Genomic DNA, 18,777 nt, shown 5'->3' on the forward strand with positions numbered 1-18,777 from the left:
TACATTACAACTCAGATGTTTTTAGATCGATCCAAATCAATGATCCTTACGATTCACTTCATTTTATGATGTGAGGATGGTTTTATCTTCTTCCTTACTTTTTAGTAAACCTAAGATAGATTTCTTTTTTAAAGAATAAATGGCATATAAAACGAAAGCACCAAAAAAAGAACAAATTACAAAGAATCCATAAAAGTTTTTCATACTTCCCCATTGGTTTTGGTACCCTGACAAAATCCCCGCCGCGTAATGACCAAAGGCATTCGATAAAAACCAAATCCCCATAAGGAGAGAGGCATATTGTGTTGGAGCCATTTGACTGACAAAGGACAATCCTACCGGAGAAAGACAAAGTTCGCTTAAAGTATTCCAAAAATAGACAAAAACCAAAAATAGAATAGAAACAGAAACCCCAGTTTCTGCGTATCCTGCAGCCACTACCATCACAAGAAATCCAATACCCAGTAGTACCAAACTCAAAACAAACTTAAGAACAGGATTGGGGTTTTGATTCTTTTTAGAGAGAGTCGTCCAAATCAAAGAAACAATGGGACCTAAAAGCAGAATAAACAAAGGATTAATTGACTGTAATACGGAAGCTGGAATTTCAAATCCAAACAAATATCGATCGGTGTTTCTCAAAGCAAATAAGTTAAGAGAAGTCCCCATTTGTTCAAACGCCATCCAAAAGAAAATACTAAAAAAAGAAAGTAAAACAATGAGTAAGATTTTTGATTTTGTTTTCGGATCTACCGAACTTGGATGGACAGAGTTTACCTTATGATTTTGTTTTAGCCAAATCGATTCTGGCAATCGTCTACTTCCAAAATAAAATACGATCATTCCCATCGCCATTCCAACACCAGCCGATAAAAAACCTAAATGCCAATCTACCCTTTCCCCTAAACTACCGCAAATGATAGGACCAAGTAGGCCTCCCAAATTGATCCCCATATAAAAAATAGTGAATCCACTATCTCTTAAATTTGGTTTTTCATCGTACAATCTTCCAAAGATCGTAGACATATTGGGTTTAAAAAATCCATTTCCTAATGCGAGTAAAACAAGTCCTAAATAAAAAAAATAAATACCAGAAAAGGCCAGAGAGATATGCCCACATAACATTAAAAAACTACCTAAATAAATGGAAAATCGATAACTAAAGAACCTGTCGGTTAAGTATCCTCCAAAAACGGGCGTTAGGTAAACAAAACTAGTATAAAACGCATAAACGGCTCCCGCATCTGCATCCGAAAATCCAAGTGAATTTACCAGATACAAAACAAGGAGAGCCCGCATCCCATAGTAACTCAAACGTTCCCACATTTCTGTGAGAAATAGTGGTGTGATCCCTTTTGGGTGAGTATTTAAGTGGATTTCGTTCTGCTTTTCCAAATGGTTTCCTCATTTCCAGTAGAAAAATTCGCAAACCGAGCCGCAACAAAAAGATAATCAGAAAGACGATTGAGATAAATTCTTAAATCAGTATGGATTTCTCCACCAGATTCAATGTAAACAAGTAAGTCTCGTTCCAATCTACGACAAATGGTACGAGCAATATGCAAACTGCTAGCAAGAGAACTTCCCCCCGGTAAAATAAAAAACTTAATTTCGGGAAGCACTTCCATTAGCCGATCAATTTCCTTTTCTAAACTTTCCACATCCGATCGCAAAACAACAGTTCCTTCCTTAGATTCTTTTGGTACGTAACCGGCAAGTTCCGATCCAATCTCAAAAAGAAAACTTTGAATGCCTTTTAAGTAATTTAAAAATGTTGGTTCGAGTTTTAAGTCCTTCGCAAAAGAAAGAGCAAGGCCAATGGTGCTATTCAATTCGTCACAACTTCCGTAGAGATCCACTCTCCTATCTGTTTTGGAAACTTTGATGCCGGAGGCCAGGTAGGTTTGCCCACCATCTCCGAATTTGGTGTAGATTTTCAATTTCCCACTCCTTTAGAGCTTAAATTTTCTTTACAGACCTCAGTTTTCTGGTATAGAATCATCTGGAAAGGCAAAATTCATGGAAGAACCAAGGGCAGGCAACCCCTTCTCTTCTCGATGGAAACGGACTCCTGGGCAGTGATTTTTACTTTTCTCCGCATGTAGGGAAACAGGCGGGTCATGGACACACAGGAGGGTGTGACAATGATTATCAATCACAACATCAGCGCGCTTGTGGCAAAACGAGCGCTCACAAACACGGGCCGTGACATGGACAAGTCCATGGAACACCTAGCGACCGGTATGCGAGTCAATAGACCTGGGGACGATTCCTTGGGATTCGCAGTGTCCGAAAAATTAAGATCACAAATTCGTGGCCTTGGCCAAGCAGAACGAAATACCCAGGATGGTATGTCGTTCCTTCAAGTCACCGAAGGATCTTTAGACCAAGTAAACTCTATCTTACAGAGGTTACGTGAACTTTCCGTTCAATCTTCCAACGGAATATATTCTAACGAAGACAGAAAACTCGTCCAGTTAGAAGTATCCCAACTTGTTGAAGAAGTGGAGAGGATCGGAACTTCTGCAGAGTTTAACAAAATCAAACCGTTGGATGGAAGGTTTTCTCGATCTTCCAAAAATCCAATGACTTTGCAAGTGGGTGCAAACGGAACAGAGAAAATAGAACTCTACATCAATACGATGACGAGTTCTTCTTTGAAACTAAAAACAGCTGGAAGTAAGTTGACACTATCAACTCCAAACAAAGCTTCCGACTCACTGCAAGTCCTGGATGATGCCATCACCAAAGTCAACCGTTTGCGGTCTGACCTCGGTGCCTATTACAATCGATTGGATTTAACATTGAAATCACTGAGTAACAACTACGTGAACATTGTTTCTGCCGAATCGCAAGTAAGAGATGCTGATATGGCTACGGAAATGGTAGAATATTCCAAAAACCAAATCCTAGCCAAATCGGGAGTGGCGATGCTTGCCCAAGCAAATCTAAGACCGGAATCCGTAGTAAAACTCCTCACGGACAGATACTAATTCCGATAAAAAAAGAAACAGAAATCCTCCTTGCAAACAGGGAGGATTTCTTCAGAATTTGTCCTTATACTTAGTAGAGAGTGTAAGCGAGGACAATCACTTTGAAACAAATCATCTCCGGAATTCTTTCCCTATCATTACTTTCCACAATCTCTTGTGGACTTTCCGACAACACAAAAAGACTAATCTTAAGTACGTCCATTGGATGTGGTGTAGGTCTTGCTCTTGGTGCTGTTTATGATGAGGCACAACGTAAAAAAGATACAAAAGACAAAAAGAACGATATCCAAAGACAAATTAAATCCTCTCTAGCAATGGAAAAGAAAAAACCACAAAACAAAGGTAAGATTGTGGGTCTTGGTGCCGGTTGTTTGGCAGGACTTGGAACAGGTTTTTATCTCAATACCATGTATGACAACATGGCTGAAGAAATGAAAAAACAAGGAATCACTCTTACAAAAACGGAAAAAGGTGGAGAAACTGTGGCTCTCACTGCTTCTATGGACGGGGGAATTGCCTTTGAAGATGGAAAGGCAGACCTGAAAGGAAAAGGAAAGGAAAATATTGATAAATTAGCAGAAGCGCTAGCAGCTTACCCTGAAACTAAAATCAATATCTCTGGACATGCCAACCGCACAGGAGCAGAAGATTTAAACCAAAAATTATCACAAGACCGTGCGATCACTGCCAAAAATGCAATCACTGAAAATGGTGTCGAAAGCAAACGAATTGGATCGGTGCAAGGTCTTGGTTCTACAACACCGCTAAAAGGTGTGGATCCAAAAGACGGATCGAACCGCCGTGTGGAAGTAGAAATCGTTCCTGCAAGCTAAGCAAAGTAAGACATAAAAAAGGGACAATCTGTCCCCTTTTTCTAACGATAGAAAAGCCTACAATGTTTGTAGGCTTTTTTGTTTTCAATTAGTTCAAAACCTATTTACATACCGAATCCAGGAAAACCACCCATAGCCTGCATTTGTTTGGCGGCTCCCGCTTGGGCATCCTGTAAAGCCTTTGTGTAAGCTTCCTGAATGGATTTTTCTAGCAGGTTTTTGTCTTTTTTCTCAATCAATTCATCTTCTATTTGGATGGATTTCATCTGGAATTTTCCATCCAAAGTGACAGAAAGGAGTTTGTTTTTTGAAATTCCCACGAAATTGAGGCCCGCAAGTTCCTTTTCCATCGTTTTCACCTGCGACCGCATCTTTTTCATCTGTTTGAGCATATCAAACTTGTTTCCACCCGCTCCACCGAACATAATCACCTCTTTTCCATTCAGGATTTTTTTTCTTTAAAAGAAGGCAAATATAAAACTTACCAATGTCGATACTGTAAATATGATCCATCCAAATTCTCCATACAAACGAATCTGGGATCTTTTTGTTTTTATTTGTATTACCTATTTTGCCGTCGAAGTCCCCATCCGCCTCGTCTTTCATTATAAACTTTCAGCAGGTGTGAACTACTTAGAAAGGGGGATCCAAATTGTATTTGGAATTGATGTCCTGCTCAATTTTAACACCGCCATCTTAAAAGACAGACTTCTCATTCAAAACCGAAAGATAGTTTCTAAAACCTATTTACGTTCCTGGTTCTTGATTGATTTTTTATCAGCCTTTCCTTTTGACCTATTTGGTGGATTTTTTTTCAGGTACTTTGGTGTTACCGATAGTTTAAAAATTCTGCGGTTACTTCGTTCTGTTCGAGTGTTTGAACTTTTTAAATCTCTCCGAATGCTAGCTCTCGGGTCCGATTCTGATGAGCGTTTTAAATTGATAGAAGTCATCAATCCAATGACCTTTCGATTGATATTTTTTGTGTATTGGACAAGTCTTTTTGCTCATTGGGTTGCTTGTGGTTGGATCTACTTAGGACCTGATTTTTTACCTGATAAAGATATGGTCACAAGATATGTTCGTGCACTGTATTGGTCAGTTACTACGCTGACAACCATTGGATACGGAGACATTACACCTGTTACTAATATACAAACCGTTTATACTATGGGTGTCATGATCTTAGGAGTGGGTATTTACGGATACGTTATTGGTAACATTGCTACTTTGTTATCTAATTTAGATATTTCGAGAGTTACTTTCCAAGAAAAATTAAATACAATTAATACATTTATAAAATATAAAAAGTTACCTCCACACCTTGCCAATCGAATCCGTTCCTATTATGTAAATCTTTGGGAAAACAAACACGGGATTGACGAATCCGAAATTTGGGACCAACTTCCATCGGGTATTAAAATTGATGTATCCTTATTCTTACATAACCATTTAATTTCAGTTGTTCCCTTTTTTAAAAATGCACCAGAAGAATTAAAAAGAGAAGTGGTTTTGGAATTAAGACCTGCATTTTATATGAAAGGCGATATTATCTTTAGAGAAGGTGATGTTCCTCATAATATGTATTTTCTTTCGAAAGGTCATGTGGAAGTGATTAAGGAAAAAACAGGAGAAATCCTTGCGACACTCAATTCAGGATCATTTTTTGGAGAAATGAGTTTAATCGATGATTCTTTAAGAACGGCAACCATCAAAGCAGGTTCCTATTGCGATGTGTATACTTTAGGAAAAGACAGGTTTGCGGAGATTTTAAAACACCATCCTGGGTTTGCCAAACACATCCAAACAATCGCAGAAGAACGTAAAAAAAACCAAAGCTCAAAAACACATTATCCAGAATGATCGAACACAATGGTATTTATTGTCTAAATATCAGTTAGCCATCCATTATTAATACCAATTAAGGTTTCATAGTTAGAATCGAATTCTCGGGGTCCACCAAAGCAATCGATTCATCTGCTAACAAATCAAAGGCGTGCCAAGCATTGCTGTCTTTCTTTAAACTTTCTTGTTTTTCCGTTTTCGTTTTGATGGTTTCTGATTTTGGAATTTCAGCCAAACAAGGAATCTCTTCAATTTGTTTTAATTTATCCAGTAAGTCTCTATGTTTTTTGGATGGACCAAACCACGAAGGAACAAAGGCAATTTTTTTCTTTTGGCTAAAAATGGTTTCTGTTTGCGTGATTTCATCCAAAAGTAAATTCACAGCGCGGATGGTCCATTTGCTCGGAGTCACAGGAATTAGAATCAACTCAGAATTATAAATAGCGGTCGTCAGTTCGTGTTTGGCAGAACCAGGAGTATCAATGATTACAAACTTATATTTGTTTCGTACTTCTTCTAATGCTCTTTTGAACTGTAGAGAAAGACTTGCCGAATCTGGATTGTATTTGGTGAGTTTAGCTAGACTTAACGTGGATGGCAGTACGTCGAATTGTTTGGTTTCCCTAATGCAGTCAGTGATTTTTTTCATACCAAGAAGGACACTCATCACACTTGTTTCTTCTAGTTGAGTTAAATCCAAATCCGGTAAACAATAGTCAGTCAAATCACCTTGCATATCCATATCTACCACTAAGGTTTTTCCTCGTCTGGCTAAGGCACAGGCTAAGTGGGCGGCTGTAGTGGATTTCCCACTTCCTCCCTTGATATTGGAAACAGAGATAACCTTCATGGGGCATAGAATGCTCTGAATTCCCCAATTGACCACTGATTTTTTTTTGAATTTTCCTTGGAATGGACTTCGGTTACCTTAATTTGGGTTTAGTTATGGCATTTACAATTCGATTCCGTGTTTGGGACAAACAAGAAAAAGAATTCACTCAAAAAGGATTTAGTTTAACCCTAGATGGGAAACTTTTAAAGTTTGGGCAACCTATCTCGAACGAAGATAATTATGTAGTTAATACTTTTACCGGACTAAAAGACAAATACGACAAAGATCTATATGAAGAGGACATCATTGAACACACAGTTGCCAAAGGTGGAAACCTTACACAACATACAGGTGTTATTCGTTACAACAACGAACATGGAGCCTTTTATTTAGAAAACGGACCTCCTCTATTACAATTGTTTTCCATACGAAAAGTGGGAAATCCCTACGAAAATCCCGTCTTATATGATTTGTATTTAAAAAGTAAATCTTGAGATTTCTATTTTTAACTTTCACATCCCTATTTTTAATATCTTTTCCTCTAAGAGCAGGTCTTTTAGAGGATTATTGGAAGGCCATCCAAAATACCAAAGAGAAATTTGATATTGAAGACCATAGTCCCAAACGGTTTAGTTTTCGGTTGGGAGGTGAAATTCCAGGAGTCTTACATAAAGAATCTCTAAACCATGAAATCTTTTGGTTTTGCCAAAAATACATTGATAAATACCACGCAAACTACCCTTACCCAAGATATAAAGATGACATTAGATCTCACCTAACTGATTTATACGGAGATCCATCTCAAAATTTTTTAAGTGGGAAGTTATCCTTTTCCTGTTTTTCTGGTTGGAAAGAAGGAAGTTCCCTTTTAAAACTCTCGTTTTTTATGAATGATGATGAGTTTAATCCTTATCGTTGGGATTATTACGATTCCAAAGGACAATTGTTTTTAACCGAAGAAGATGAAACAAAAAATGGGAAAAAAGATAGTTTCACTTATTATTCACATTCTGGTTGTCCCAAAGAAATCACAAAAGACAAAAACGATTTTGGTGCCATAGATGAATGGTGGTATTATAAAAACTGCCAACTGGTTCGTATTGAATATGATGCTAACGAAAACGGATTTCGGGAACGAATTTGCCATTATGAAAATGGAAAAGAATCGTATTGCGAAGGTGTGGGCGAAAAAGAAGAAAGAGAAGCCATCCAACTAGAAAATAATCAAAAATTCCAAGAAGCACTTTCGTATTATCGAAAATCGTTAAAGGAATATAAAAAAGAAGTTCCGAATGGAACCTCTCGAACCTGTTCCCTATTAAAAAAAATTGCCAACATAGAATACAATGAAAGAGATTTTGTTTCATTTACAAAAACATTAGATGAATTTTTTTCCTACCGTGCTTGTGAATCTGATTCCTTGGACGTATTAATTTATAAATCTTATTATTATTTATATGTACTTGGTGACTATAAAACGGCAAAAGATAGTTATCAGAAAACATCAGAAATTTATAGAAAAACCAATGGGGAAATTAGTCCTGAAATTCTTTTGAACTTAGCTTATGCACAATTTATGGACAAAGATCCTTACTCTTGTTTAGCCAGTTTAGACAAACTCAATAGCCGAAGACTCACAGCCTATCCGCGATTTTTTCTCTTCTATTACCGGGGTTCCTGTGAACTTAGTCTTGGTCGTTTTGAGGATGCCTACACAAACTTAAAACGAGCACAGATTTTGGGTGGTGAACGAGAATTTTTGCCAGTGGTATACTACAAATTAGGAAGGGCTTCGTTTGCTACCAATAGGGAACAAGAAGGAAACCTTTGGACTCACCAAGCACTTTTATATGATTTTGAATTATTTGAAAAAATGGAATCAGATCCTCTATTTGCTAACTTCTTTGAATCAGCCAACGGGAAATCGCACAAAAGAAAATATTACTTGAACAAACAAAAAAAACAATAAAATTCAGCTCCTACGGAGACTAAAACAATCAATGAAAAATTTTACGACGCTGAATGATGTTTTTTATTATGCGAATCGAGCATACGGAACCAAAGAAATGTTCTTTGGAAAAGATGCAGGAAAAAACTTTTTGGGTCGTACGTTTTCGGATATCTTTCATAAAGCAGAAAACCTCGCTTTATCTCTGTTACAAATGGGTTTACAACCAGGGGATAGAATTGGACTTATGGCTGACAACAGAACCGAATGGGCAATTGCAGACATAGCCACTCTGTTAAACGGTGCAGTGAATGTACCAAGAGGGTCCGATTCCACACCGCAAGAAATTGAATACATTCTAAGCCACTCCGAAAGTAAATACTGCTTTGTAGAACATGAGAAATTATATGAATCTTTAAAACCTGTCCTTTCCAATACAAAAGTAGAAAAAGTAATTATTTTAGATCCAGGATTTCGCTCTAGTGACAATCTCGCCGTTCCCATGGATACATTGATTAAAGAGGGAGAATCATTTAGAAAAAATCTTCCTTCCTTGGAACTTCGATCCAAACAAGTGAAACCAGATGATTTATTTACCATCATTTATACTTCAGGAACCACGGGAATGCCAAAAGGTGTGATGCTCACTCACCAAAACATGGTATACAATGTGGTTATAGTTCCGCCCCGTGTTGGATTAAAAACATCCGATAGAACTCTATCGATCCTTCCTGTATGGCATATTTTTGAACGTGCCATTGATTATGCAATTATTGCGGAAGGTGCATCCATTGCTTATACGAACATTAGGGATCTAAGAGACGATTTCCAAAAAATAAAACCAACCTTTATGGCTTCGGCTCCGAGACTTTGGGAAAACCTCTATCTGGGCATCAAACAAAAGTTAGAAAAAGCACCGGAAAACAAACGTAAACTTTTTGATTTTGCCTATGATGTCTGCAAAAAATTTAAAGACGGACAAGACTACCTTGCGGGAAACAAACTCCTAACAAAAGAAGAGTCTCCCTTTGAAAGAGCAAAAAATACGGCCCTATCGCTTGGATATGTATTCAATCTATTTTTACTCGCAAAAGTTTTAGATGGACTGGTATTTTCAAAAATAAGAGATGTACTTGGTGGTCACCTAACGGGTACTATTTCCGGTGGAGGTGCCCTCCCCGCTCATGTGGATGAGTTTTTTAACGTAATTGGAATTCCTGTGTATGAAGGTTACGGAATGACAGAATGTGCACCAATTATCTCTGTTAGGTCTGTTGGGAAAGTAGTCCAAGGCTCTGTGGGAAAATGGCCGGATGGAACGGCAGTGAAAATTGTGAATGAACAAGGCGAATCGGTTCCGAAAGGAAAAATGGGAATCATTCATATCAAAGGCCCACAGGTAATGAAGGGATATTATAAAAATGAAGAAGCAACTTCCAAAGCCATTCACGACGGTTGGATGAATACTGGGGATTTAGGATTCATTTCCTTTAACGACACTTTGTCTGTGCGAGGAAGAGTCAAAGACACCATCGTGTTACTCGGAGGAGAAAACGTAGAACCTGTCCCTATCGAAAATTTACTTTTGGAAAATCCTCTCATCAACCAAGTAATCGTTGTTGGACAAGATCAAAAGTCCTTAACGGCTCTCCTTTGGCCTGATAAAGACAGAATGAAAGAAGTAGGACTGCAAACAAAAGAGGGTGAGGACCTAAACCAAAACAAAGACGTCAGACTCTACTACCAAAACCTTATCAAAAAACAGATCTCCTCTGAAAATGGATTTAAATCTTTTGAAAAACTTTCTGACTTTCGTTTTTTGCCAAAGCCAATGGAAGTGGGCGAAGAACTGACGAATCTTTTCAAAATGAAAAGAAACGTCATTCACGATAAATACAAAGATCTTATCAAATCAATGTATAATTAAAGAGAATCTAAAATAGTACCAAGAACTTCTCCCAATTCTTTAGAAAGATGGGGGAGGTTCTGGAGTTTCATTAGTTCCCTTTTTGCCATTTTCGGTAGGTCTCCCTTTTGTTTAGATACAGGTGAAAATAATTTAGTTAAAGCTGCGGCCATTTGCGGATTGATTTCATTGAGAACGCCTATCCTTTCTGCAATAAAAACGTAACCACTCCCATCTTCTTTATGAAAACTCAATGGATTTCTCGCCAAACTAAAATACAAGGAACGGACTTTATTAGGATTACGTACATTAAACTGGGGATGTTTTTCTAATGTTTCTGCCACTTGAGTGCGATCCTCTCCAGAACTTACTTGAGCAGCAAACCATACATCTAAAACCAAATTGTCCTTTTTCCACTTTTCAAAAAAAGAATGAACTGCGTTTTCTTTCTCCTTCGATTCAATTTCTAAAAGATATCTCATGGCAGAAACTTCTTCACTCATATGTTTTGCTTCTCTTTGTTCCATAACTGCCAATTTTTCAAACCTTTTAGATGGATCGTATAACAAGTAATAAAGAGCCGTGTTTTTTAATTTTCGTTTCCCAATTTCTTCTTTGGTTTGGATGGGGATGGTTTTTCTGTTTTCCTCAAGTAAAATTTGGAAATTTTTGGTGAAGGTAGTGGCAATCGTTTGAAGGGCCCAAACTCTTAGTGTTTGAATTTTGGTAAATTCATAACAATTCAGATTTTCACTGATTTGTGTTAAACCTGGAAAGGATAGATAAAAACTCAGATACGTTTTTTCCCAGTTTTGGGTAAAAGATTCTGCAATCGTTTCTAAAATTTGTGAAAAGTTTTCTTCCTTACCAGAATTAAGAGACTTACGAAACCAATCGAAGATTAAATTTTGAAAGGCAAAAAACCTTGCCACACCATCTGTTTCTACCCTTGCTAATGTTTTAATTTCTTCTTCGGATTGGTTGTAATCCAAACGCACCGGACTCGAAAGGGATCGAAATAAAGAAATGATTGGTTTTGTTCCTATCGTATCTAAAGCAGGAACTTTTATTTGATCCCTTTCTCCAGACATTATCCTTTTATCTTCTGAAATAAGGTTTCCATGCAGATCAAAAACAGCGAAAGAATTTGAAAATACCAAAGGATATTCTCCCGCGCCTGTATCAATGAGATCAAAATTCCATTCATTTGATTCTTTTGTGTAACTTTCTTTTACAGAAATCAATGGAGTTCCCTTTCGGTGATACCAATTACGAAGGTAAGGAATGGATTTACCGATTACCTCTTCCATGGAAGAAATATATTCTTCATAAGTTACTCCCTGACCATCATACTTAGTAAGGTAATGTTTTAATCCTTTTTTAAAATTTTCTCTACCAAGAAGTTCCGAAATCAAACGAATGACTTCGGCTCCTTTTTCATAAACTGTCACAGTATAAAAATTATTCATCTCCTTATAGGATTTAGGAAGGATGGGGTGTGACATGGGACCTTGGTCTTCTGGAAATTGAAATTCTTTCAAAAATAATACATCTTTGATTCGTTTGACAGCGGGATCTGTCATATCCTCCGTAAACCATTGGTCACGAAATACAGTGAGACCTTCTTTGAGTGTTAGATTGAACCAATTTCTAAGAGTAACACGGTTTCCTGTCCAGTTATGAAAATATTCATGAGCAATCACGGCAAGAATGGATTCAAAACTTTCATCCGTTGCTGATTTTTTATCAGCTAATACCAATTTTGCGTTAAATAAATTTAGACCTTTATTTTCCATCGCACCCATGTTAAAATCTTCAACGGCAACGATCATAAATAGATCCAAATCATACTCTAATCCGAAAGTGTCCTCATCCCATTTCATTGCTTTTTTTAATGAATCAAAAGCAAATCCAACTTTCTCTTCGTTTCCTTTTTCTACAAAAATCTTAAGAGTAATCTCTCTACCTGATTTCGTTTGAAAGGAATCTTTGGTCTCAATTAGTTCGCCGGCAACGAGTGCAAAAAGATAAGATGGTTTTGGAAAAGGATCTTCCCAGATGACTTCTCGTTTACTGTCTCCCATTTGGTTTTCACCCACAAAGTTTCCATTGGACAACATCACTGGAAATAGTGATTTCTCGCCGGCAATGGTGACACGAAACCGCATCATATTGTCAGGTCTATCGATCGAATAAACGATTTTACGAAATCCTTCGGGTTCGTTTTGGGTACAAAGCATAGATCCCGATTTGTACAAACCTTCGAGTGAAGTATTTTTTGCCGGACAAATCCGGTTTTCTACAGTGAGTTGAAATTCTTTCTTCGGAGGGTGGGAAATAAGAATCCCTGAATCCGTAACTTGGTATTCGTTTGGGTCAAGAATAGCCCCATCCATTCGGAGAGATAAAAACTCTAAAGATTCGCCATAAAGAAATAGTGGTTCAATGGTTTCGGCTTGAAGGATTACATCATATTCGGCTCTGACAACTGTCAGGTGCAAATCTAAATCAAATCGTAAATTGACTTTGGGAGTAAGCCATGGGCAAGGTTTGTAGTCTTCTAATTTGTGGACGAGAGAGGAGGATGAGGATGAGGTCATCCTCCTTCTTTATAGGATGACCTATCCCGGAAAAGTGAATTTTAGTTCTGTTTCTCTTTTCTTTTATCCTCGGCAAAGGTAACCTTTAAATTCCTTCCATCGACAGGTTGTCCATTCATCTGGGTTACCGCCTCTTCCGCTTCTTCTGGATTCGCATAGGTGATGAAAGCAAAACCTCTAAAATTTCCAGTTTCCCGATCATGAATCATTTTCAGATCTTGAATTACTCCGTAAACGGAGAAAATCTGGCGTATATTTTCTTCCTTAAGGGAAAATTTTAAATTTCCCACATAAATTTTGTTAGAAACCATTCCTGTCCTCGTAAAACACAATGCACGCCCCAATGTCCTGGGAGCCGGGTCGATTAGATACAATGGAAAGAAAATGTCAACATCAAATATTTCTTGCATATTCTGAAAGATAACAATTTATTTAAAACGCTTCCCAGGTATCCTCTTGAACGAAAAACCCTATATCTTATGTATCGATGACGAATTCTTCATTCTTTGGAATCTAAAGGAACAATTAAAGAAAGTCTTTGGGTCCAGTTTTACCATCGAAACTGCTGAAAGCGCGGAAACAGCAAAAGAAATTATGAAAGAAATTGCGGGCACCTCCGCAGACCTAGCCGTTGTGATCTGTGATCATGTGATGCCTGGTCAAAAAGGTGATGAATTCCTCATTGAAATGCAGGAGAGCCATCCTCGAACTAAAAAAATAATGCTGACAGGTCAGGCACCGGCCCAGGCGATTGGAAATGCCCTAAACCACGGTTGTTTGTATCGTTACCTTTCGAAACCTTGGGATGCGCACGATTTAGAACTAACCATCAAACAAGCCATTGACGCTTATTTCCAAGAAAAGTCCTTAGAAGAAAAAAATAAGGAACTGGCAGACAATCTTTATTTTCACAGAGATACCAAGTATCCTAATTTTGAATCTTTGGTGAAACAATTAAAAGCGGAAGGAGATCCTAACAAAAACCATTCTATTGTACTCATTAAAGTTGTTAGTTTCCCAATCATCATCAAAACATTCGGTATCGAAGTTTACAGAAAGCTGTTTAAAAAATTATTACAGCTGCTCACCGTTCATTTGCAAAACGAAGAAAAAGTTTTTCATATTGATTCCGATGAAATTGCCGTTTTATCCGATCTCCCCGAACCAAGCTTAGTAGAAAAGATCCGGAGTTTTTGTATGATTTTAAAATCGGATGATTTGGTTTTGGATGGAGTGGGATTTCATTTGGATTGTCGTTATTCTTCGGCCGCAGGGCAAGAGGATTGTTTTTACAAAGCAAAACTTGCCTTATTTCGAGCAGAAGCACAAGGATCTTCTGATTTTGTCTCTTATACAGATGAACATTCCATAGACAATCATCTACAGAACTTTCAACTCAGTCAAAAAATTCAATCGGCTATCACAAAAAAACAAATTGTTCCCTACTTCCAAGGTATTGTGGACAACCAAACAAAACAAATTAGAAAATTTGAATGTTTAGCAAGAATCAAAGATAGAGATGCCATCCTAACTCCAGATTCCTTTCTAAATTTAGCAAGAGTTACAGGAAGCATTCGTATGATTGGTTTGCAGATGATCGATGAATCCATGAACTTTTTTTCTGATAAACAATTTGATTTTTCGATTAACCTAACAGAATCAGAATTAGAATACAAAAGTTTTAGCAAATGGGTAGAATCAAGGTTATCACATTACAAAATTGACCCAAGCCGAGTTACCTTTGAAATTTTGGAAGATATAAGTTTTTCAGAAAACAAATATAGTTTATCCACCATTCGTGACCTAAAGAACATTGGTTGTGAAATTGCCATTGATGACTTTGGTGTCCAGTATTCAAACCTTGCCCGTTTGTTAGAATTCGAACCTGATTATTTAAAAATTGATGGCCAATTTATTAAAAACCTACCGGAAAACAAAACCGCATATCTCCTTGTACAAGGGATTGTAGAACTGGCGCGAGGAATTGGTGCCAAAGTGGTAGCAGAATTTGTGGATCGCCCTGCCATTCAGGATATGATTGAAACCTTGGGAATTGAATATTCCCAAGGATATCTGTTTATGAAACCTTCGCCTGCTCTTCCGACAGCGGCTAATTTACAGTTGTAAGGTGACTCCGAAATTAACCTGACGAAACGGTCCTGGTTGGATTCCTTCCGGCAAACGCGAAGAAATGTACTTTCGATCTTGTAGGTTTTTTCCAGAAAGAAACACCGACCAATTGTCTTTTTTGTAGCCAATGTTTGCATTTACTAATTCGTATGCAGGAATTTCTCCGTCTAACCCGGAAACATCAGATTTAATACCAACATAATTCAAAATCGTTCTATTATTTGCTGTGGTACCTGCCGTATCATACCAACTCACAGTTTTAGAATTTTCTAAATCGTGAAATTGTTTTGAAAAATATTGCCATTCCACTCTAACATAAAATCCAGTGCTTCGGCTTGAGATTCCAAGTGAAAGTGTAAGGATATCTCTTGAAACATAAGGAAGGCGGTTTCCATTTGTGTCTACATGTGCGAATGGATTGGAATCACCCTTGGACCAGGCACCAAGGTTATAAGTATATTGGTTTGATTTAGCTTCTGTCCTTGTGTAAATAATATCTAAAGGAATTTGATAGTCTAACTTCCAAAATTGTCCAAAGTCAAAAGTCATATTGGTTTCCACACCACGGTGAATGGATCTACCTGCATTCACAGGCCTTGACCCTAAGTTTCCACCAGCTGCAGAACTATTGATGATTTGGTCTTCGAAGTTTAATAGATAACCAACCAATTGACCACTGAAATATTCGGTAATATCTCCCCTAACACCCGTTTCATAGTTCCAAGAACGTTCTGGCTTTAATACTAAATCTTCTGCTGTAGGTGAAATGGCAGATTCATACCGAGGCGGTGAAAATCCTCTATGAACACCCGTAAACCAAGTCATATTCTTGGCAAAATCCAAAGTAGTTCCAAAACCAGGTAGGACAATTTGGTTTTTAGCTGTGGCAGTTTTATCTAACTGCACAGTAGGATTGGTTCCCGAAAAATAATCAAATGTAGCTGGATCAAAATCTCTTCTTGCACGATTGATAGAGCGTGTTTGCGTAAAGGACTCATATCGCACCCCAGGGATTACAGAAAATTTTTCTGTTAGGCGGATCCTATCCTGCAAATAAACAGAAACTGCTTTTGCAGACCTTCTTTCATCATCTCGAAGTTCTCCACTATTAGCCAAACTTGTTTGAGATTGTAATAAAACAGCAGGCGTTGATCCCACTCCATTCGGATAGATTACAAAATCAGGGGTCGTTGGACCATTCAAAAGTTGTACTTTTGCCATATCTAAATGGTAACGTGTTCCCAAATCAATTTCGTGTTTGATTGAACCTGTTTCGATTTCAGTTTGTAATTTGGTTTCGATGCCGGCAAACTTATAGGTTCTGTCTCTATGAGCGTTAGTTCCCCTCATCCAAATGGTGTCCCCTGGTCTATCTGTATAAGGTTCTCCATCATAGGTCGCAAGTGTGTCTGTTGGTTTGGTGCTCCCCCGTGAATTTCTTGAATAATTCTGTCTTGCCCAGTTCCTTTCAGTATAGGCTGAATACACACGAGTGATGAGTTTTGTTTTTTCGGAAAGGCTCCACTCATGTCCTATGGAAAAACTATAACGTTCAATGGTTCTTTTATCATTTTGTGCCGGGTTGTCTTTAGGATTGTTTTGAAACATTCCGGTAGTCAGACCAACATAGGTGGCTTGGGATTCTTGTTGGTGGAATCCTACTTTAGTAGTAAGGTTATGTTTTTCATTTAATTGGTGTATGGTTTTCAAATTGGCTTCATTGACAAAGTAACCTTGGTTGGCACGAAACCCATCTCCCTGTTTTCTAAGTACGTTAACGTCAAATCCAGTATTACCAAAGGTTCCCCCGTAGTTTACCATTTGGCTGAAATAAGCATTTTCACCCCCTATGGTTTGAATATTTAATGTAGGATCTTTAGGAGGACGTCTAGTGATAAAGTTTACCACTCCGCCAATGGTAGATGGTCCAAAAAGAATGGAACCGGAACCCTTTACCACTTCAATTCGTTCCATTCTTTCAATTGAAGGAGTATAATACATCTCTGGTTCCCCATAGGGGTTTAGCGATGTAAAGAGTCCATCTTCTAAAATAAGAACCTTTCTGGATACTTCTCCGCTCACACCACGAAACCCTAAATTCATAGTAAGACCTGCAGGATCTTGGTACCGAATGTTGGCTCCTGGTACTCGGCGTAAAACTTCCATATTGTCAGTGGGTCTTGTTTCTTCTAAAAACTTTTTAGTGATGATAGTGGCAGAACCGGGAATTCTTTTTAGATCTTTTTTATCCCCAATCACTCGAATTTCTGCTTTCTTCCATTTCGGATCCTCTGGATTCTCTTCTGGAATTTCTTGTGTTTCCTTAGGTGTTTGATCTTGCGATTCTGAATTTGGTTTCGTGTTTGCTTCTTGTGCCTGTAACTGTATGGTTTCAGGAACGGCAATAAGGGCTAGGACCAAAATACAACTGAGAAGTAGTTTCATTTTCATATAATTTTAATACTGAGACTAGAATTCATTTAAATAGATGGGGAACAACTGAAATTTGAGACAAGGAAGCTTTATGAATCCAAAAAAACGCTATTTAGACCACAGATCCAAAAATACAAAACTAGCCCACCGAATCTTATTTTGTTTTGACCTGCTTGCCCTGGCAGTCCTGATTCCTGTCCTCTATGTTTCTGGACTTTTAGAAGAAGATCCTTTGGTTCTAGTTTTTGCATTGGGAATGATGGTTATCTTTTTTGTTTCTCCTCATCTCCTACTCTATATTTTTTTAAAACCGAAATGGTCAGACTTTGATACAAATAAGTGTCTTGTCCAACTTGGTGAAAATAAACAAATTCTTAGAACCATTCCATTTGATTCGATCAAGTTCATTTCTTTATCAGAATATACTTATACTGTGAATACTAAAAACGGATCTAGAACAATCACAGTCTTTACCGTATTAGGTCATTTAGATGGGGAATCTTTACCTCTAGCGGAATCTACAAACTACCCAGAGATTCGGATCATAAGTGAAACCATCGCAAAATTATTACAAACTTCTATTCAAAACGAATCGAAAGAAATGATCTCCTATACAGACCTTGACCTACCGATTCACAAAAGAAAAAGGCCAAAAGAAATATTGGAATCTGAATTCACCTTTAATCCCCATTCAAAAATCTCAGCCCAAAAAACGAATTCAGAGAGCCTCCTTAAATCCAAATACCAACCAAAAATTTTTGTATTTGTTGGAATCTCAGTAAGTTTTGCGCTCACTCTGATCATTCATTTTGTTTTAGGTTCTGCTTTAGAACTTTCCATAGATTCCTGGCAAACATTTCCTCCCAATAATATCCAATTGGGATTTTTAATAGTTTCCTTATTTTTTGGATTTTTCCCCATTACTTACGTTTGGTGGAATTATAAAAAAAGAAAAGAAATTCGAATCACAAAAGATACAATCTTTTGGAATGACAAAACATACCGATTTCAAGAATGGGAAGAAATTTTACTCAAAGAAAATGTATTATATATTGTGAATGATTCAGAAACCAAAAAACATTCCTTATTTTTCTTTTGTACACCTGGAGATTATTCGACAGTGTATCATTGGATATTAAAAGAAATTGTCTTTTGGTCGGGAGAGAGTGCGGACTTTAGTAGGTTTTAAATTAGTGGGTGAATCAAACCTTACGATTCTTCTGTTTGGAAAAGTAAGGTTTGTTTTTTTGTTCCTTC

Annotated in this window: 15 protein-coding genes; 8 read left to right on the forward strand and 7 right to left on the reverse strand. The window is 37.6% G+C overall.

Translation table 11 applies throughout. From position 1 onward, the window contains the following. Positions 1-63: 63 nt before the first annotated feature. Both EHR07_RS00245 and EHR07_RS00250 read right to left on the reverse strand, forming a co-directional pair. Positions 64-1,395 carry a peptide MFS transporter gene (locus EHR07_RS00245; protein ID WP_135743214.1) on the reverse strand — a complete coding sequence of 444 codons (1,332 nt, stop codon included), beginning with the start codon at positions 1,393-1,395 and terminating at the stop codon, positions 64-66. Beyond that, positions 1,368-1,940, reverse strand: a complete 573-nt coding sequence (locus tag EHR07_RS00250; protein ID WP_135743215.1) for a cob(I)yrinic acid a,c-diamide adenosyltransferase — start codon at positions 1,938-1,940, stop codon at positions 1,368-1,370. The genes EHR07_RS00245 and EHR07_RS00250 overlap by 28 nt, the downstream gene beginning before the upstream one ends. A gap of 204 nt (positions 1,941-2,144) precedes the next feature. Here EHR07_RS00250 and EHR07_RS00255 point away from each other — a divergent pair, with 204 nt between their 5' ends. Together EHR07_RS00255 and EHR07_RS00260 are read left to right on the forward strand one after the other, a co-directional pair. Then, the gene (locus tag EHR07_RS00255) at positions 2,145-2,993 is read left to right on the forward strand and encodes a flagellin N-terminal helical domain-containing protein (protein ID WP_135743258.1); all 849 of its coding nucleotides are present in this window, start codon (positions 2,145-2,147) and stop codon (positions 2,991-2,993) included. A 101-nt stretch (positions 2,994-3,094) separates the two neighbouring features. Beyond that, positions 3,095-3,826, forward strand: coding sequence for an OmpA family protein (locus tag EHR07_RS00260; RefSeq protein ID WP_135743216.1), 732 nt, complete (start codon positions 3,095-3,097; stop codon positions 3,824-3,826). Positions 3,827-3,930: 104 nt separating this feature from the next. On the opposite strand, the gene EHR07_RS00265 is transcribed toward EHR07_RS00260, so the two are convergent. Continuing rightward, positions 3,931-4,251, reverse strand: coding sequence for a YbaB/EbfC family nucleoid-associated protein (locus EHR07_RS00265; protein ID WP_135743217.1), 321 nt, complete (start codon positions 4,249-4,251; stop codon positions 3,931-3,933). Between the two features lie 79 nt (positions 4,252-4,330). On the opposite strand from EHR07_RS00265, the gene EHR07_RS00270 reads away from it, so the two are divergent. After that, positions 4,331-5,689 carry a cyclic nucleotide-binding domain-containing protein gene (locus EHR07_RS00270; protein WP_135743218.1) on the forward strand — a complete coding sequence of 453 codons (1,359 nt, stop codon included), beginning with the start codon at positions 4,331-4,333 and terminating at the stop codon, positions 5,687-5,689. Between the two features lie 58 nt (positions 5,690-5,747). Here EHR07_RS00270 and EHR07_RS00275 read toward each other — a convergent pair whose 3' ends face one another. Beyond that, positions 5,748-6,521: a ParA family protein gene (locus EHR07_RS00275; protein ID WP_135743219.1), complete on the reverse strand. Its 774-nt coding sequence runs from the start codon at positions 6,519-6,521 to the stop codon at positions 5,748-5,750. Between the two features lie 95 nt (positions 6,522-6,616). On the opposite strand from EHR07_RS00275, the gene EHR07_RS00280 reads away from it, so the two are divergent. The 3 genes from EHR07_RS00280 to EHR07_RS00290 are packed head-to-tail and all read left to right on the forward strand — an operon-like array spanning position 6,617 to position 10,378. After that, positions 6,617-6,997: a YopX family protein gene (locus EHR07_RS00280; RefSeq protein ID WP_135743220.1), complete on the forward strand. Its 381-nt coding sequence runs from the start codon at positions 6,617-6,619 to the stop codon at positions 6,995-6,997. After that, positions 6,994-8,472 carry a tetratricopeptide repeat protein gene (locus EHR07_RS00285; RefSeq protein ID WP_244288890.1) on the forward strand — a complete coding sequence of 493 codons (1,479 nt, stop codon included), beginning with the start codon at positions 6,994-6,996 and terminating at the stop codon, positions 8,470-8,472. The genes EHR07_RS00280 and EHR07_RS00285 overlap by 4 nt, the downstream gene beginning before the upstream one ends. Before the next feature lie 31 nt (positions 8,473-8,503). Further along, positions 8,504-10,378, forward strand: coding sequence for an AMP-dependent synthetase/ligase (locus EHR07_RS00290; protein WP_135743221.1), 1,875 nt, complete (start codon positions 8,504-8,506; stop codon positions 10,376-10,378). On the opposite strand, the gene pepN is transcribed toward EHR07_RS00290, so the two are convergent. Together pepN and EHR07_RS00300 are read right to left on the reverse strand one after the other, a co-directional pair. Beyond that, positions 10,375-12,957 carry an aminopeptidase N gene (gene pepN / locus EHR07_RS00295; protein WP_135743222.1) on the reverse strand — a complete coding sequence of 861 codons (2,583 nt, stop codon included), beginning with the start codon at positions 12,955-12,957 and terminating at the stop codon, positions 10,375-10,377. The genes EHR07_RS00290 and pepN overlap by 4 nt on opposite strands. A 41-nt stretch (positions 12,958-12,998) precedes the next feature. Then, on the reverse strand, positions 12,999-13,268 hold the full coding sequence (locus EHR07_RS00300) for an RNA recognition motif domain-containing protein (RefSeq protein WP_002974517.1): 270 nt from the start codon (positions 13,266-13,268) through the stop codon (positions 12,999-13,001). 145 nt (positions 13,269-13,413) lie between these two features. Between EHR07_RS00300 and EHR07_RS00305 the strand changes: the two genes are divergently transcribed. Beyond that, positions 13,414-15,084, forward strand: coding sequence for an EAL domain-containing response regulator (locus EHR07_RS00305; RefSeq protein WP_135743223.1), 1,671 nt, complete (start codon positions 13,414-13,416; stop codon positions 15,082-15,084). Here the strand turns inward: EHR07_RS00305 and EHR07_RS00310 are convergent. Then, positions 15,073-17,538 carry a TonB-dependent receptor family protein gene (locus EHR07_RS00310; RefSeq protein WP_135743224.1) on the reverse strand — a complete coding sequence of 822 codons (2,466 nt, stop codon included), beginning with the start codon at positions 17,536-17,538 and terminating at the stop codon, positions 15,073-15,075. The genes EHR07_RS00305 and EHR07_RS00310 overlap by 12 nt on opposite strands. Before the next feature lie 73 nt (positions 17,539-17,611). Here EHR07_RS00310 and EHR07_RS00315 point away from each other — a divergent pair, with 73 nt between their 5' ends. After that, positions 17,612-18,709: a hypothetical protein gene (locus tag EHR07_RS00315; RefSeq protein ID WP_244288891.1), complete on the forward strand. Its 1,098-nt coding sequence runs from the start codon at positions 17,612-17,614 to the stop codon at positions 18,707-18,709. The last annotated feature ends 68 nt before the right edge of the window (positions 18,710-18,777 follow it).

Source organism: Leptospira bandrabouensis, from assembly GCF_004770905.1.
Lineage (GTDB): Bacteria > Spirochaetota > Leptospiria > Leptospirales > Leptospiraceae > Leptospira_A > Leptospira_A bandrabouensis.